The sequence below is a fragment of the Klebsiella electrica genome (genome assembly GCF_006711645.1).
Taxonomy (GTDB): Bacteria; Pseudomonadota; Gammaproteobacteria; order Enterobacterales; family Enterobacteriaceae; genus Klebsiella; species Klebsiella electrica.
Genome location: NZ_CP041247.1, coordinates 436,188 through 452,110, shown reverse-complemented (window position 1 = coordinate 452,110; position 15,923 = coordinate 436,188). Strand labels below are relative to the sequence as shown.

General features: G+C 52.7%; 12 protein-coding genes, 1 tRNA gene and 4 rRNA genes. 6 read left to right on the top strand and 11 right to left on the bottom strand.

Annotated features, from left to right (window positions below; all coding sequences use genetic code 11):
• The first annotated feature begins 865 nt into the window (after positions 1–865).
• Positions 866–1,087 carry a lipoprotein gene (locus Electrica_RS02165; RefSeq protein WP_004868310.1) on the top strand — a complete coding sequence of 74 codons (222 nt, stop codon included), beginning with the start codon at positions 866–868 and terminating at the stop codon, positions 1,085–1,087.
• Between the two features lie 233 nt (positions 1,088–1,320).
• Here Electrica_RS02165 and rrf (Electrica_RS02160) read toward each other — a convergent pair.
• The 5 genes from rrf (Electrica_RS02160) to Electrica_RS02135 form a co-directional block, all read right to left on the bottom strand.
• Positions 1,321–1,436, bottom strand: a 5S ribosomal RNA gene (gene rrf / locus Electrica_RS02160).
• A gap of 35 nt (positions 1,437–1,471) precedes the next feature.
• Positions 1,472–1,547, bottom strand: a tRNA-Thr gene (locus Electrica_RS02155).
• 130 nt (positions 1,548–1,677) lie between these two features.
• A 5S ribosomal RNA gene (gene rrf, locus Electrica_RS02150) occupies positions 1,678–1,793 on the bottom strand.
• A gap of 192 nt (positions 1,794–1,985) precedes the next feature.
• Positions 1,986–4,893: ribosomal RNA gene (locus tag Electrica_RS02145) — 23S ribosomal RNA — on the bottom strand.
• Between the two features lie 231 nt (positions 4,894–5,124).
• Positions 5,125–6,664, bottom strand: a 16S ribosomal RNA gene (locus tag Electrica_RS02135).
• The 16S, 23S and 5S rRNA genes sit together here with 1 tRNA gene alongside, the layout of an rRNA operon.
• A gap of 489 nt (positions 6,665–7,153) precedes the next feature.
• Here Electrica_RS02135 and Electrica_RS02130 point away from each other — a divergent pair.
• On the top strand, positions 7,154–7,708 hold the full coding sequence (locus tag Electrica_RS02130) for a gamma carbonic anhydrase family protein (RefSeq protein WP_131050676.1): 555 nt from the start codon (positions 7,154–7,156) through the stop codon (positions 7,706–7,708).
• On the opposite strand, the gene Electrica_RS02125 is transcribed toward Electrica_RS02130, so the two are convergent.
• From Electrica_RS02125 to dprA, 6 genes are read right to left on the bottom strand one after another with little or no spacing between them, the layout of a single operon-like run.
• Positions 7,684–7,941: a DUF1488 family protein gene (locus Electrica_RS02125; protein ID WP_141963266.1), complete on the bottom strand. Its 258-nt coding sequence runs from the start codon at positions 7,939–7,941 to the stop codon at positions 7,684–7,686. The two genes, Electrica_RS02130 and Electrica_RS02125, sit on opposite strands and share 25 nt — an antisense overlap.
• Positions 7,938–8,756, bottom strand: a complete 819-nt coding sequence (aroE, locus tag Electrica_RS02120; protein ID WP_100686334.1) for a shikimate dehydrogenase — start codon at positions 8,754–8,756, stop codon at positions 7,938–7,940. Before aroE ends, Electrica_RS02125 begins: the two co-directional genes overlap by 4 nt.
• A gap of 3 nt (positions 8,757–8,759) precedes the next feature.
• Positions 8,760–9,332: an L-threonylcarbamoyladenylate synthase type 1 TsaC gene (gene tsaC / locus Electrica_RS02115; RefSeq protein WP_141963264.1), complete on the bottom strand. Its 573-nt coding sequence runs from the start codon at positions 9,330–9,332 to the stop codon at positions 8,760–8,762.
• Positions 9,325–9,879: a DNA topoisomerase family protein gene (locus tag Electrica_RS02110; protein ID WP_100686336.1), complete on the bottom strand. Its 555-nt coding sequence runs from the start codon at positions 9,877–9,879 to the stop codon at positions 9,325–9,327. The genes tsaC and Electrica_RS02110 overlap by 8 nt, the downstream gene beginning before the upstream one ends.
• A gap of 26 nt (positions 9,880–9,905) precedes the next feature.
• Positions 9,906–10,379: a DUF494 family protein Smg gene (gene smg, locus Electrica_RS02105; protein ID WP_100686337.1), complete on the bottom strand. Its 474-nt coding sequence runs from the start codon at positions 10,377–10,379 to the stop codon at positions 9,906–9,908.
• Complete coding sequence (gene dprA / locus Electrica_RS02100) at positions 10,351–11,475, bottom strand: DNA-protecting protein DprA (RefSeq protein ID WP_141963262.1); 1,125 nt, start codon at positions 11,473–11,475, stop codon at positions 10,351–10,353. Before dprA ends, smg begins: the two co-directional genes overlap by 29 nt.
• 128 nt (positions 11,476–11,603) lie before the next feature.
• Between dprA and def the strand changes: the two genes are divergently transcribed.
• From def to trkA, 4 genes are read left to right on the top strand one after another with little or no spacing between them, the layout of a single operon-like run.
• Complete coding sequence (def, locus tag Electrica_RS02095) at positions 11,604–12,113, top strand: peptide deformylase (RefSeq protein WP_141963260.1); 510 nt, start codon at positions 11,604–11,606, stop codon at positions 12,111–12,113.
• A gap of 14 nt (positions 12,114–12,127) precedes the next feature.
• Positions 12,128–13,075, top strand: a complete 948-nt coding sequence (gene fmt, locus Electrica_RS02090; RefSeq protein ID WP_131050672.1) for a methionyl-tRNA formyltransferase — start codon at positions 12,128–12,130, stop codon at positions 13,073–13,075.
• A 52-nt stretch (positions 13,076–13,127) separates the two neighbouring features.
• Positions 13,128–14,423 carry a 16S rRNA (cytosine(967)-C(5))-methyltransferase RsmB gene (gene rsmB / locus Electrica_RS02085; RefSeq protein WP_141963258.1) on the top strand — a complete coding sequence of 432 codons (1,296 nt, stop codon included), beginning with the start codon at positions 13,128–13,130 and terminating at the stop codon, positions 14,421–14,423.
• Between the two features lie 13 nt (positions 14,424–14,436).
• Positions 14,437–15,813 carry a Trk system potassium transporter TrkA gene (trkA, locus tag Electrica_RS02080; protein ID WP_032690486.1) on the top strand — a complete coding sequence of 459 codons (1,377 nt, stop codon included), beginning with the start codon at positions 14,437–14,439 and terminating at the stop codon, positions 15,811–15,813.
• Positions 15,814–15,923: the final 110 nt, after the last annotated feature.

Below are 15,923 nucleotides of genomic sequence, written 5' to 3'. Positions count from 1 at the left end.
GGCATGGGGAAGCGCCTTTTTATTCTCTGATATAGCGAACTTCTCCGACTGCCAGAGCGGACATCGGCATTGCACATCGCTGGAATGTGGATACTGGTCAGCGGCATGATTGCTTTGTCGAAGAGTATGATTGCAAATCCGGGCAGCCGTTTTATCAAATTGCACCTGCCACCTTCCCGAACCTCATCGAAGATGACGCGAAAGCAGAAGCTGCTGCACATCTCTCGCCAGTCTGTCCCTTAAGCTTATCGCTAGCGTAACCAGTCTTACCGCGCTGACACAGCTGTAATCAACGTCACGGAATAGCAGCCCGCTCGCTAAAAGGGATTGAGGGCACGCCGTCTCTCCGGTTTGATATCCGCCAGGAACACCCCTTGCTCTCCAGGTGCAATAAAACCCTCTCTGATGCGCCCGTAGCGCGCTGATGGTCTGCCTTCGATGCAGATTTCATCTCAGACCTGGCGCCCTGTTGTGGTAGCGTCTGCGCCGCTATTTATAAGGGTTACATTTGGCTTTGGCGTTAAGTTACGGACAGTAAACGGGATGGACAATGCCGCCGACATAAGTAAGATCTCCGTTCACGAGCGGGCGCCACTTCGCACCTTTTTCGCCAGTCAACCCGTAGACGGACAAGTTAAAAATCAATTTGTTAGATTATCAGCCGATGAATAATACGGCTCTCACTTCTCTTTCGTTATTTTATTCTGCATATTTTCCTCATCATTCCCGCGTGTTCTCCATGATATTTACGCTGATCATAAATTGATATTATTTCGGCCACGGGCCTTTATATGGCCAATGGTAAAATAGGCTATGCCGTCATATATCGACACCGGTACAACCTGACGGATTATAGAGGCCTACCATGAAAAAATTTATTTTAGTGACGCTGCTGACAACATTGCTCGCCGGCTGTGCCCATGACTCTCCCTGCGTACCGGTCTATGATTCTCAGGGGCGATTAGTCCATACAAATACCTGTATGAAAGGCACCACTCAGGATAACTGGGAGACCGCTGGCGCTATTGCAGGAGGCGCTGCAGCGGTTGCAGGCCTGACGCTGGGCATTGTGGCCCTGACCCGCTAAATCCCCCCTGGCATCATGTAGCGCGAATAAACTGCCGCCAAAAAAAGGGCTCAGTCGAAGACTGAGCCCTTTTTGTTCGATAACCGTCCGTTTCCTACGATTCTCGGCAGCCATTCACCAGGCAGTACAGAGATAGAGATCGCCGATCTACTGTAAAAGTATTGCTCTCGGCGTGATAAAACTGAAATGCAAAAAGGCCCAGTCTTTCGACTGGGCCTTCTGCTTTATTTGATGCCTGGCAATTCCCTACTCTCACATGGGGAGACCCCACACTACCATCGGCGCTACGGCGTTTCACTTCTGAGTTCGGCATGGGGTCAGGTGGGACCACCGCGCTGTTGTCGCCAGGCAAATTCTTTAAAATACTGTTTCTAACTTAAAAAGTGGTGCTGATACCCAGAGTCGAACTGGGGACCTCACCCTTACCAAGGGTGCGCTCTACCAACTGAGCCATATCAGCACGCTTAATTTGGTACCAGGCATAATTTTCGGGCCGTTGCTTCGCAACGTTCAAAAGTATTCGCTTTTGCTCTGCTACTCTGTCGAATAGCAAACTGCCTCGAAATTCAGTGCCATACTGCTAATTTGATGCCTGGCAGTTCCCTACTCTCACATGGGGAGACCCCACACTACCATCGGCGCTACGGCGTTTCACTTCTGAGTTCGGCATGGGGTCAGGTGGGACCACCGCGCTAGTGCCGCCAGGCAAATTCTTTATGCTCGTCCTGTGTCTTTTGCGCTCATACTGCGTTGCCTGCGCTCGCGAGCGTCAGTCACATACTTCAGTATGCTCCTTCCTTCGCTTCGCTGGCCGCCTTGTCTCAGCGCAAAATCCTTCGGACTCTGAATCTAAGCTGAAAATCTTCTCTCAAATCCGCCAAAACAGCTTCGGCGTTGTAAGGTTAAGCCTCACGGTTCATTAGTATCGGTTAGCTCAACGTATCGCTACGCTTACACACCCGACCTATCAACGTCGTCGTCTTCAACGTTCCTTCAGGACTCTCAAAGAGTCAGGGAGAACTCATCTCGGGGCAAGTTTCGTGCTTAGATGCTTTCAGCACTTATCTCTTCCGCATTTAGCTACCGGGCAATGCCATTGGCATGACAACCCGAACACCAGTGATGCGTCCACTCCGGTCCTCTCGTACTAGGAGCAGCCCCCCTCAATTCTCCAGCGCCCACGGCAGATAGGGACCGAACTGTCTCACGACGTTCTAAACCCAGCTCGCGTACCACTTTAAATGGCGAACAGCCATACCCTTGGGACCTACTTCAGCCCCAGGATGTGATGAGCCGACATCGAGGTGCCAAACACCGCCGTCGATATGAACTCTTGGGCGGTATCAGCCTGTTATCCCCGGAGTACCTTTTATCCGTTGAGCGATGGCCCTTCCATTCAGAACCACCGGATCACTATGACCTGCTTTCGCACCTGCTCGCGCCGTCACGCTCGCAGTCAAGCTAGCTTATGCCATTGCACTAACCTCCTGATGTCCGACCAGGATTAGCTAACCTTCGTGCTCCTCCGTTACTCTTTGGGAGGAGACCGCCCCAGTCAAACTACCCACCAGACACTGTCCGCAACCCGGATGACGGGTCTACGTTAGAACACCAGCCATTAAAGGGTGGTATTTCAAGGTCGGCTCCATGCAGACTGGCGTCCACGCTTCAAAGCCTCCCACCTATCCTACACATCAAGGACCAGTGTTCAGTGTCAAGCTATAGTAAAGGTTCACGGGGTCTTTCCGTCTTGCCGCGGGTACACTGCATCTTCACAGCGAGTTCAATTTCACTGAGTCTCGGGTGGAGACAGCCTGGCCATCATTACGCCATTCGTGCAGGTCGGAACTTACCCGACAAGGAATTTCGCTACCTTAGGACCGTTATAGTTACGGCCGCCGTTTACCGGGGCTTCGATCAAGAGCTTCTCCTTACGGATAACCCCATCAATTAACCTTCCGGCACCGGGCAGGCGTCACACCGTATACGTCCACTTTCGTGTTTGCACAGTGCTGTGTTTTTAATAAACAGTTGCAGCCAGCTGGTATCTTCGACTGAGTTCAGCTCCATGAGCAAGTCACTTCACTTACCATCAGCGTGCCTTCTCCCGAAGTTACGGCACCATTTTGCCTAGTTCCTTCACCCGAGTTCTCTCAAGCGCCTTGGTATTCTCTACCTGACCACCTGTGTCGGTTTGGGGTACGATTTGATGTTACCTGATGCTTAGAGGCTTTTCCTGGAAGCAGGGCATTTGTCACTTCAGCACCGTAGTGCCTCGTCATCACACCTCAGCGTTGAATAAACGACCGGATTTACCTAATCGTTCCGCCTACATGCTTAAACCGGGACAACCGTCGCCCGGCCAACATAGCCTTCTCCGTCCCCCCTTCGCAGTAACACCGAGTACAGGAATATTAACCTGTTTCCCATCGACTACGCCTTTCGGCCTCGCCTTAGGGGTCGACTCACCCTGCCCCGATTAACGTTGGACAGGAACCCTTGGTCTTCCGGCGAGCGGGCTTTTCACCCGCTTTATCGTTACTTATGTCAGCATTCGCACTTCTGATACCTCCAGCAACCCTCACAGGCCACCTTCAACGGCTTACAGAACGCTCCCCTACCCAACAACGCATACGCGTCGCTGCCGCAGCTTCGGTGCATGGTTTAGCCCCGTTACATCTTCCGCGCAGGCCGACTCGACCAGTGAGCTATTACGCTTTCTTTAAATGATGGCTGCTTCTAAGCCAACATCCTGGCTGTCTGTGCCTTCCCACATCGTTTCCCACTTAACCATGACTTTGGGACCTTAGCTGGCGGTCTGGGTTGTTTCCCTCTTCACGACGGACGTTAGCACCCGCCGTGTGTCTCCCGTGATAACATTCTTCGGTATTCGTAGTTTGCATCGGGTTGGTAAGTCGGGATGACCCCCTAGCCGAAACAGTGCTCTACCCCCGAAGATGAGTTCACGAGGCGCTACCTAAATAGCTTTCGGGGAGAACCAGCTATCTCCCGGTTTGATTGGCCTTTCACCCCCAGCCACAAGTCATCCGCTAATTTTTCAACATTAGTCGGTTCGGTCCTCCAGTTAGTGTTACCCAACCTTCAACCTGCCCATGGCTAGATCACCGGGTTTCGGGTCTATACCCTGCAACTTAACGCCCAGTTAAGACTCGGTTTCCCTGCGGCTCCCCTATTCGGTTAACCTTGCTACAGAATATAAGTCGCTGACCCATTATACAAAAGGTACGCAGTCACCCCATAAAGAGGCTCCCACTGCTTGTACGTACACGGTTTCAGGTTCTTTTTCACTCCCCTCGCCGGGGTTCTTTTCGCCTTTCCCTCACGGTACTGGTTCACTATCGGTCAGTCAGGAGTATTTAGCCTTGGAGGATGGTCCCCCCATATTCAGACAGGATACCACGTGTCCCGCCCTACTCTTCGAACTCACAGCCTGTGCATTTTAGTGTACGGGAGTATCACCCTGTACCCTGCGACTTTCCAGACGCTTCCACTAACACACAAACTGATTCAGGTTCTGGGCTGCTCCCCGTTCGCTCGCCGCTACTGGGGGAATCTCGGTTGATTTCTTTTCCTCGGGGTACTTAGATGTTTCAGTTCCCCCGGTTCGCTTCGTTAAGCTATGTATTCACTTAACGATAGTGTGACGAATCACACTGGGTTTCCCCATTCGGAAATCGCCGGCTATAACGGTTCATATCACCTTACCGACGCTTATCGCAGATTAGCACGTCCTTCATCGCCTCTGACTGCCAGGGCATCCACCGTGTACGCTTAGTCGCTTAACCTCACAACCCGAAACTGTTTCGTAAAACGGTTCGTGTTGCGAAAATTTGAGAGACTCGGACACACCTTTCTTCCTTTCTTATTACGGAGAAAGGAAACAGTGTGTCGTTTCAATTTTCAGCTTGATCCAGATTTTTAAAGAGCAAAATTTCACAATGCACTTCGCAGTACATTTTGAAATTTATCATTCATCAGACAATCTGTGTGAGCACTACAAAGGCAGGTTCTTCAGGTAAGGAGGTGATCCAACCGCAGGTTCCCCTACGGTTACCTTGTTACGACTTCACCCCAGTCATGAATCACAAAGTGGTAAGCGCCCTCCCGAAGGTTAAGCTACCTACTTCTTTTGCAACCCACTCCCATGGTGTGACGGGCGGTGTGTACAAGGCCCGGGAACGTATTCACCGTAGCATTCTGATCTACGATTACTAGCGATTCCGACTTCATGGAGTCGAGTTGCAGACTCCAATCCGGACTACGACATACTTTATGAGGTCCGCTTGCTCTCGCGAGGTCGCTTCTCTTTGTATATGCCATTGTAGCACGTGTGTAGCCCTACTCGTAAGGGCCATGATGACTTGACGTCATCCCCACCTTCCTCCAGTTTATCACTGGCAGTCTCCTTTGAGTTCCCGGCCGGACCGCTGGCAACAAAGGATAAGGGTTGCGCTCGTTGCGGGACTTAACCCAACATTTCACAACACGAGCTGACGACAGCCATGCAGCACCTGTCTCAGAGTTCCCGAAGGCACCAAAGCATCTCTGCTAAGTTCTCTGGATGTCAAGAGTAGGTAAGGTTCTTCGCGTTGCATCGAATTAAACCACATGCTCCACCGCTTGTGCGGGCCCCCGTCAATTCATTTGAGTTTTAACCTTGCGGCCGTACTCCCCAGGCGGTCGACTTAACGCGTTAGCTCCGGAAGCCACTCCTCAAGGGAACAACCTCCAAGTCGACATCGTTTACAGCGTGGACTACCAGGGTATCTAATCCTGTTTGCTCCCCACGCTTTCGCACCTGAGCGTCAGTCTTTGTCCAGGGGGCCGCCTTCGCCACCGGTATTCCTCCAGATCTCTACGCATTTCACCGCTACACCTGGAATTCTACCCCCCTCTACAAGACTCAAGCCTGCCAGTTTCAAATGCAGTTCCCAGGTTGAGCCCGGGGATTTCACATCTGACTTAACAGACCGCCTGCGTGCGCTTTACGCCCAGTAATTCCGATTAACGCTTGCACCCTCCGTATTACCGCGGCTGCTGGCACGGAGTTAGCCGGTGCTTCTTCTGCGAGTAACGTCAATCGATGAGGTTATTAACCTCACCGCCTTCCTCCTCGCTGAAAGTACTTTACAACCCGAAGGCCTTCTTCATACACGCGGCATGGCTGCATCAGGCTTGCGCCCATTGTGCAATATTCCCCACTGCTGCCTCCCGTAGGAGTCTGGACCGTGTCTCAGTTCCAGTGTGGCTGGTCATCCTCTCAGACCAGCTAGGGATCGTCGCCTAGGTGAGCCGTTACCCCACCTACTAGCTAATCCCATCTGGGCACATCTGATGGCATGAGGCCCGAAGGTCCCCCACTTTGGTCTTGCGACGTTATGCGGTATTAGCTACCGTTTCCAGTAGTTATCCCCCTCCATCAGGCAGTTTCCCAGACATTACTCACCCGTCCGCCACTCGTCACCCGAGAGCAAGCTCTCTGTGCTACCGTTCGACTTGCATGTGTTAGGCCTGCCGCCAGCGTTCAATCTGAGCCATGATCAAACTCTTCAATTTAAGTTTGATGCTCGTGTTTCTTTATTTCTAAAGAAAAGAACTTCGTAATGAATTACGTATGTTCACTCACTGAGACTTGGTATTCATTTTTCGTCCGAGGACGTTAAGAATCCATGTCACTTTGAGTGCCCACACAGATTGTCTGATAAATTGTTAAAGAGCAGTTGCGACGGCGCTTAGCGCTCTGTCGCGAGGTGGCGTATATTACGCTTTCCTCTTTCAGAGTCAACCCTGAATTTCAGATTTTTTTCTCTGCCGACCCGGCTTACTCTGTGAACTCGTTCACATGTGCCGTGTCAGTGGGAGCGCATTATAGGGATCCCATTTTATTGCACAAGTCTTTTATCGATCTTTTTTTTCAAGTGATGGTTTTTCGCCCTTTTCGCGGCGTTATTGTTCAGATTGCTCAATTTTCACCACAATAAGGGGTTGCAGGTGGCCGCAAAAGCCACCAGAGTCTTGGTACAACCCAGGTTCATTGAGGTAACCATGTCCGCTAATTTACGTCCTTATAAAGATTTATTCCCTCAAATCGGCCAGCGAGTGATGATCGATGCCACCAGCGTAGCGATCGGCGATGTCCGAATGGCTGATGATGTCAGCATCTGGCCGCTGGTTGCGATTCGCGGAGATGTTAACTATGTAGCAATCGGTGCCCGCACTAACATTCAGGACGGCAGCGTGCTGCATGTCACCCACAAATCCGCCTCTAACCCTCAGGGAAATCCGCTGATCATTGGTGAAGAGGTCACCGTTGGTCACAAGGTCATGCTGCATGGCTGTACTATTGGCAATCGGGTGCTGGTTGGCATGGGCTCGATTTTACTGGATGGCGTAGTAGTAGAAGACGATGTGATGATTGGTGCCGGTAGCCTGGTCCCGCAAAACAAACGGCTGGAAAGCGGCTATCTCTATTTTGGCAACCCGGTGAAACAAATCCGCCCCCTGACGGAGGCGGAACGGGCAGGTCTGCTCTATTCAGCAAACAACTATGTGAAATGGAAAAACGATTATCTGGATCAGGATAACCATACCCAGCCCTGATTATCTTCCTGCTGGTCGCGGATCAATACTTCAGCTTCTTCTTCCAGATCCCAGCGATGTCCACAAAACGCGGCCAGCCACTGCCCGGGGGTATCACCACCGAAGCGCTGTTTTAACGTTACGCCTCTGATTGCGCAGGTGAGCTGCATACCATTAGCCAGTGCGGGAAAGGTGACACACTGCCGGTCGCTATCCCACTCCTCTCTGTCAGGAAACTGAATCGACTGATTCACGTATTCAGTTCCTTATGCAAGGCCTGAATAACCGGTGTAATCTCGGGCAGAACTCCATGCCAGAGCAAAACGGCGTGGGCGGCCTGCGCCACCAGCATACCCAGCCCATCGGCACACATTTTCGCACCATGCTCCTGGCACCAGTGTAAAAACGGCGTGCTGCCCTTCTGATAAAACATGTCATAACAATAGACGTGCGTGTTGATTAGGGACGCGGGAACTGCCGGCACATCGCCGCTGATACCGCTGGAAGTTGCATTAATAATGAGATCGAACTCATGCTCAGCCAGCGATCCCATCTCAAGCGCGCATACACTACCGGTATGCGCAAACAGCGTCGCCAGCTCCTGCGCGCGGGAATAAGTCCGGTTGACGATAGTGACAGCGCAATCCAGTGACAGCAGGGGTAGCAAGACACCCCGCGATGCCCCGCCAGCCCCGATGAGCAATACCCGATAGCCCGGTTTAATGAACCCCAACCGCTCCAGATCGCTCAGCAGTCCAATCCCGTCGGTGTTGTCCCCTAGCAAACGTCCATCGTCCAGCCTTTTTAGGGTATTCACCGCCCCCGCCAGAGCCGCACGTTCGGTCAGTTCATCCGCTCGGGCAAACGCTTCCTCCTTGAACGGAACGGTAACGTTAGCGCCCTTTCCCCCTTCGGCGAAGAAGGTATCCAGAGTAGAGCGAAAATCGTCCAGCGGCGCCAGAACTCGCCCATACGGATGCACAATCTGCAACTGCTGCGCAAAGCGCTGGTGAATAGAGGGGGACTTACTGTGGGCGATCGGATTGCCGAAGACAGCGTAGGTTTGCATAAATTACCCCTGGCGAAAGAGTTCGCCCGTCAGGGCATCGCGAATTTCAGACGGATTCTGACGCCCACCCGTTGCACCATCGACGACCGGGAAACTGGCGCCAAACTGAGCCAGAACTTCAGCCGTGGTGCGGCAAGGCGGCTGACCGGATAAATTCGCGCTGGTTGAAACCAGCGGTTTGCCATAAGCCTCGCACAATTCGACCACCAGCGGATGATCGCTGACGCGTACCGCCAGGGAATCAAAGCGCCCGGTCAACCAGCGTGGCGTTGTGGCGCGGGCCGGAAAGACAAACGTGACCGGTCCCGGCCAGCAGGAGAAGATCGCCGCTCGCTGTTTATCATTAAGCTGCGAATCATCAATATAAGGTGTCAGTTGTTCGTAGCTGGCCGCGATCAGAATGAGCCCCTTCTCGACGGGGCGTTGTTTAAGCGCCAGCAGGTGCATGACTGCCGTTTCGCTGTCAGGATCGCAGCCTACGCCAAAAACGGCTTCTGTCGGATAGGCGATGACATGTTCGTTAAGCAGTACCGTCACGGCATGGGCGACGGTTTCTGATTGCAGGTTCTTATTCACTGATTTGTTCCGCCGGGATCGGCTTTCCACATTGTTTACTGGCACAAAAGCGTTTTACGCCCTGCGCCGTTTTCTTTTCGATTAATAGCGGATAGTGGCATTCAGGGCATTCACCCGCTACCGGTTTGAAGTTGATAACGAACTGGCAATCGGGATAACGATCGCAGGAATGAAAGGTTTTGCCGAAACGAGAACGACGCTGAACCAGCTGCCCTTGCCCACACTGCGGGCAGGAAATCGCTGTTTCATCAGGTTTATCAATAGTTTCAGTATGTTCACATTCCGGGTAACGGCTGCAGCCAATAAACATACCGAAGCGTCCCTGACGTAACACCATAACGGCACCGCAAGACGGACATTCCTGCCCCTCCAGTACCTTTACGATATGTCCGTCCGCCTGATTTTTCAGCGGACGGACATAGTCACAGTCCGGATAGTGTGAGCAACCGAGAAACGGCCCGTGTTTCCCGGAGCGAATTACCAGTTCAGCCCCGCACTGTGGGCAGGGCTCATTTTTACGCACCGAAAACAGTGCTGATTTGGTCATAACAACTCGATGTTGCCGCAATAAGATTAGTGCAGCATACCTTCATTTACTTCGAAGAGTAATTCTTCCATTTGTTGATAGGCATTTTCGCAGCCCGGAATATTAAACAGTACCATCAGGATCACCCATTTCAGGTCTTCCAGATCGAATTCTGCTGTATCCAGCGCCAGCACGCGCTCTATCACCATTTCCCGTGTTTCGAGGTTCAACACCTGAATCTGCTCGAGGAATAATAAAAATCCCCGGCAACTGGCATCCAGACGCAGACACTCTTCTTCGGTATAAATCCGCAAAGAGAGCGGGTCAGAAGCAAGCTGCATGGGAGCAACGAGCCCCTCCTGATAGTCAGCCAGTTTCTCTAGCCACATCAACGCGTTATAAATATCTTCCCGATCGAATCCTGCATCGGTGAGATCCCGGGTCAGTCTATCCTGATCCACGCGCATTTCTGCTTCGTTTTGGATGTAAGTCTCAAACAAATACATGAGTACGTCGAACATGGCTTGCCCTCCTTAATCGGACATAGCCGCCGGGTACAGCTGCGATCCAGCCTGCTAACTCCAGTTCAAGTAGCTGAGCTACGGTCACTGGCACAGATTGGCCGGCACGTTCAGCGACAACGTCAACAGGTGTTACCTCATCTCCTACGTTAGCCAGGAGCTCTGGAAATGGCAATGCCAGGGGAGGCGGATCCATGCAATTATTTATATTGTCAGGCACATCCTGGAGCCATCGCAGTTCCTGCTGGCAATAGTCGATGATATCTGCCGCTGATGTCACGGGGATGGCACCTTGTTTAATCAGCCAGAGTGGACCTTCGGAACCCGGATTACCTACCGGCCCAGGTAGGGCAAAAACCTCTCTTCCTTGCTCCAGCGCACAGCGAACGGTCACCAGCGAGCCGCTTTTCAAAGCGGCCTCAATCACCAGCACGCCAATACTCAGTCCGCTGATAATTCGATTCCGACGAGGGAAGTTTCCCGGCCACGGGGAGGCTGAAAGAGGGAACTCAGACAGCAATGCTCCCCCGCTCTCCACTATATTCCCGGCTAATGCATGATGACGGCGTGGGTAGATTGCGCCTAATCCATTGCCAAGTACGCCGATTGTCTTCCCGCACGCCTCAAGTGCGCCGCGGTGAGCGACACCGTCAATGCCGATCGCCAGACCGCTGGTAATGGTGATACCGAGACGCGCCAGGCTTTCACTGAACAGTTTCCCCCAGCGAGCACCGTACCAGGAGTGGGAACGGCTGCCGACAATGGCCAGTTGCAAACTGCTCAACACGGTCAAATCTCCACAAACGAAAAGCGCGCCGGGATAGTCAGCAATGGCGCGCAGTCGGGGTGGGTAGAATGGATTATCAGCGAGTAACAGGTGGTGCCCGGGTTGCTCCAGCCACAATAGCGTAGACGCAAGCTCTTGTTGGCCAACGGATAGAAATTGCTTCGCTTGCGCTGCGCTCAGACTACAGGCGTACAATGCTTCGCGATCTGGCACCGAGGCCGCGCGCAGTATTCTGGCAGCCATCACCATGTTGTCACCATAAAGGTTGCTCACCTTCATCAGACGCAGCCAGATCTCCGTAGGTGTCATCCTTGTCCCCTGCCATAAGTGGCTTTAACAATCTTTGCGATTGGACAGCGAGACTGTCAATTACAGGGGGTTTTGTCTAGAATAGAGCTAATAATCTTATCAACTCCTGAATACGACTCTGGATCTTTATGGCAGTTTTGCAAGTGTTACATATCCCGGACGAGCGCCTTCGCAAAGTCGCTGAACCGGTAAAAGAAGTCAATGCAGAAATTCAACGCATCGTCGATGATATGTTCGAGACGATGTACGCGGAAGAAGGTATTGGTCTGGCCGCCACCCAGGTAGATGTTCATCAGCGCATTATCGTTATCGATGTTTCAGAAAACCGTGAAGAGCAGCTGGTGTTAATCAACCCTGAGCTGTTGGAAAAAGACGGTGAAACGGGCATCGAAGAAGGTTGCTTGTCTATCCCGGAACAGCGCGCACTGGTGCCACGTGCCGAAACCGTGAAGATTCGTGCATTGGATCGCGAAGGCAAGCAGTTTGAACTGAATGCTGACGGCCTGCTGGCTATCTGTATCCAGCATGAAATGGATCACCTGGTAGGCAAACTGTTTATCGATTATCTGTCGCCGCTTAAACAACAGCGTATTCGCCAGAAAGTTGAAAAACTGGACCGTTTGCGTACGCGTGCCTGAGGACAAGGACTAACGTGTCACAATCACTACGTATTATCTTTGCGGGAACTCCCGATTTTGCAGCGCGTCATCTCGATGCGCTGCTGTCGTCTGGGCACCAGATTGTTGGCGTATTTACCCAGCCCGATCGCCCCGCAGGCCGCGGTAAAAAGCTCATGCCGAGCCCGGTAAAAGTGCTGGCTGAAGCTAATAATTTACCGGTATTTCAGCCTGTCTCCCTGCGCCCGCAGGAAAATCAGCAGCGGGTTGCCTCGCTGAATGCCGATGTCATGGTCGTTGTTGCCTACGGATTGATTCTGCCCAAAGCGGTTCTGGATATGCCACGGCTGGGCTGTATCAACGTACACGGCTCTTTGCTGCCGCGCTGGCGCGGAGCGGCGCCTATTCAGCGCTCGCTCTGGGCGGGTGATGCTGAAACCGGTGTGACCATCATGCAGATGGATGTCGGTCTGGATACAGGTGACATGCTGTATAAACTCTCCTGTCCAATCGCTGCGCAAGATACCAGCGCCAGTCTGTATGACAAGCTGGCAGAACTTGGCCCACAAGGGTTGCTGGAAACGTTAACTCAGCTCGCAAACGGTTCGACTCAGCCGGAAGTCCAGGATGAGGCGCTGGTGACCTATGCCGAGAAGCTCAGTAAAGAAGAAGCCCGCATTGACTGGTCTCTTTCCGCTGCGCAACTCGAACGTTGCATTCGCGCATTCAACCCATGGCCTATGAGCTGGCTGGAAATTGATGAGCAACCGGTGAAAGTGTGGCAGGCATCCGTCATTGCTGAAACCCGCCGCGCTGAACCTGGTACGATCGTGGCCGCTGGCAAGCAAGGCATTCAGGTCGTAACCGGCGATGGCATCCTGAACCTCGAGTTGTTGCAGCCGGCAGGTAAAAAAGCGATGAGCGCCCAGGACTTGCTAAATTCTCGCCGGGAATGGTTTATCCCCGGTAACCGTCTCTCCTGACGGTAGTCACTGTCTAAAGCCCGGATTTACCGGGCATTTTTATTTTGCGGTTATGAAAAAAAAACTAAATTTACGCAGCCTGGCGGCGAAAGCCATTGAGCAGGTTGTCGAACAAGGTCAGTCATTAAGTAACGTTCTGCCGCCATTGCAGCAAAAGGTCGGGGAAAAGGACAAAGCGCTGCTGCAAGAGCTGTGCTTTGGCGTTCTGCGTACCCTCAGCCAGTTGGACTGGCTGGTTAACAAACTGATGGCTCGCCCGATGACTGGCAAACAACGCACCGTTCACTATTTAATTATGGTGGGGTTTTATCAACTGCTCTATACCCGCATTCCGGCCCATGCTGCGCTGGCGGAAACGGTGGAAGGCGCGGTAGCCATCAAACGCCCGCAGTTGAAGGGACTAATCAACGGTGTTTTACGTCAGTTTCAGCGCCAGCAGGAAGCTTTGTTGGCTGAATTTGCCCAAAGCGAGAGTCGTTTTCTTCATCCGGCATGGTTGCTCAAGCGTCTGCAAAAATCATGGCCGCAGCAATGGCAGGCTATTGCTGATGCAAATAACCAACGCCCGCCTATGTGGCTGCGCGTAAACCGCAATCATCATTCGCGCGATGAGTGGCTCGCGCTTCTGGAAGAGGCCGGACTGCAAGGTTTTACCCATCCTGATTATCCTGATGCGGTGCGCCTGGCAACGCCGGCACCCGTTCAGGCATTACCCGGATTCGACCAGGGCTGGGTTACCGTCCAGGATGCTTCAGCCCAGGGCTGCATGCGCTATCTGAGCCCAGAAAACGGCGAGAAAATCCTCGATCTGTGCGCAGCCCCTGGCGGCAAAACGACGCATATTCTGGAAGTGGCACCGCAGGCCAGCGTCATGGCGGTTGATATTGATGAGCAGCGCCTGTCGCGCGTCTATGACAACCTGAAGCGACTCGGAATGAAAGCGCAGGTGAAACAGGGAGATGGCCGCTATCCCGCTCAGTGGTGCGAAGACGAACAGTTCGATCGCATTCTGCTCGATGCTCCCTGCTCGGCAACAGGCGTCATTCGTCGTCATCCGGATATTAAGTGGCTACGCCGCGATCGCGACATTGCCGAGCTGGCCCAACTGCAGGCGGAGATTCTTGACGCCATCTGGCCTCATCTGAAACCTGGCGGAACACTGGTCTATGCAACCTGCTCAATTCTTCCAGAAGAGAATAGTCAGCAAATTGCTGCGTTCCTGAAGCGCACGCCAGATGCAGAGCTCAGCCTCACCGGCACACCTGAGCAACCGGGCAGACAAAATTTGCCCGACGCAGAAGAGGGTGACGGGTTCTTTTACGCTAAGCTGATCAAACATCGGAAATAATGGATCACTGCTGATGAAGATTATTATTCTGGGCGCCGGTCAGGTAGGCGGAACGCTTGCGGAAAACCTCGTCGGAGAGAACAACGATATCACCCTGGTCGACACCAATGGTGACCGCCTGCGCAGCCTGCAGGATAAATTCGACCTTCGCGTTGTTCAGGGACACGGCTCCCACCCGCGCGTGCTGCGTGAAGCGGGCGCCGACGACGCCGACATGCTGGTTGCCGTAACCAGTTCAGATGAAACCAATATGGTGGCCTGCCAGGTCGCTTATTCCCTGTTCAATACGCCTAATCGTATTGCGCGTATTCGTTCTCCGGATTACGTACGGGATGCCGAAAAGCTATTCCATTCGGAAGCGGTGCCTATCGATCATCTTATCGCGCCCGAACAGCTGGTTATCGACAATATCTACCGACTCATTGAATACCCAGGCGCACTGCAGGTCGTAAACTTTGCCGAAGGCAAAGTCAGCCTCGCGGTGGTAAAAGCCTACTACGGCGGTCCACTGGTGGGGAATGCGCTCTCGACAATGCGTGAACATATGCCGCATATCGATACTCGCGTAGCGGCCATTTTCCGCCACGACAGACCCATTCGCCCGCAGGGTTCGACCATCGTTGAAGCCGGCGATGAAGTGTTCTTTATTGCCGCATCACAGCATATTCGAGCCGTCATGAGCGAACTGCAGCGCCTGGAAAAACCCTATAAGCGCATCATGCTGGTTGGCGGGGGGAATATCGGCGCAGGTCTTGCTCGTCGTCTTGAGAAAGATTACAGCGTTAAGCTTATCGAACGCGATCAGCAACGTGCCGCCGAGCTTGCGGAAAAACTGCAGAATACGATTGTTTTCTATGGCGATGCCTCGGATCAGGAGCTGCTGGCGGAAGAACACATCGATCAAGTCGATCTCTTTATTGCCGTCACCAACGATGATGAAGCTAACATCATGTCCGCAATGCTGGCCAAACGGATGGGCGCCAAAAAAGTCATGGTGTTGATCCAGCGGAAAGCCTACGTCGATCTGGTGCAGGGTAGCGTGATCGATATTGCTATATCACCGCAGCAAGCCACGATCTCCGCCCTGCTGAGCCATGTGCGTAAGGCCGATATTGTTGGCGTGTCGTCACTGCGTCGCGGTGTCGCGGAGGCCATTGAAGCGGTGGCTCACGGCGATGAAAGTACCTCACGCGTAGTGGGACGCTCGATCGATGAGATCAAGCTACCGCCTGGTACGATCATCGGCGCCGTCGTCCGTGGCAATGACGTGATGATCGCCAATAATAACCTGCGTATTGAACAGGGCGATCATGTGATTATGTTTTTGACGGACAAAAAATTTATCTCGGATGTCGAAAGACTTTTCCAGCCCAGCCCTTTCTTCCTGTAATTCCCCAGGGCGCCATGCGAGCGCCCTTTTTATTATCCCTTATTAATCAAGGGATGATATTTTTCTGCAAATATTTACTGGTTATGGAAAATGAAAATACATTTGTTAAA

Excerpts from the sequence above, each read along its gene's own strand:
- Electrica_RS02165 (WP_004868310.1), top strand. The coding sequence starts at position 866 with ATGAAAAAATTTATTTTAGTGACGCTGCTGACAACATTGCTCGCCGGC.
- Electrica_RS02130 (WP_131050676.1), top strand. The coding sequence starts at position 7,154 with ATGTCCGCTAATTTACGTCCTTATAAAGATTTATTCCCTCAAATCGGC.
- aroE (WP_100686334.1), bottom strand. The coding sequence starts at position 8,756 with ATGCAAACCTACGCTGTCTTCGGCAATCCGATCGCCCACAGTAAGTCC.
- Electrica_RS02110 (WP_100686336.1), bottom strand. The coding sequence starts at position 9,879 with ATGACCAAATCAGCACTGTTTTCGGTGCGTAAAAATGAGCCCTGCCCA.
- smg (WP_100686337.1), bottom strand. The coding sequence starts at position 10,379 with ATGTTCGACGTACTCATGTATTTGTTTGAGACTTACATCCAAAACGAA.
- dprA (WP_141963262.1), bottom strand. The coding sequence starts at position 11,475 with ATGACACCTACGGAGATCTGGCTGCGTCTGATGAAGGTGAGCAACCTT.
- def (WP_141963260.1), top strand. The coding sequence starts at position 11,604 with ATGGCAGTTTTGCAAGTGTTACATATCCCGGACGAGCGCCTTCGCAAA.
- rsmB (WP_141963258.1), top strand. The coding sequence starts at position 13,128 with ATGAAAAAAAAACTAAATTTACGCAGCCTGGCGGCGAAAGCCATTGAG.
- trkA (WP_032690486.1), top strand. The coding sequence starts at position 14,437 with ATGAAGATTATTATTCTGGGCGCCGGTCAGGTAGGCGGAACGCTTGCG.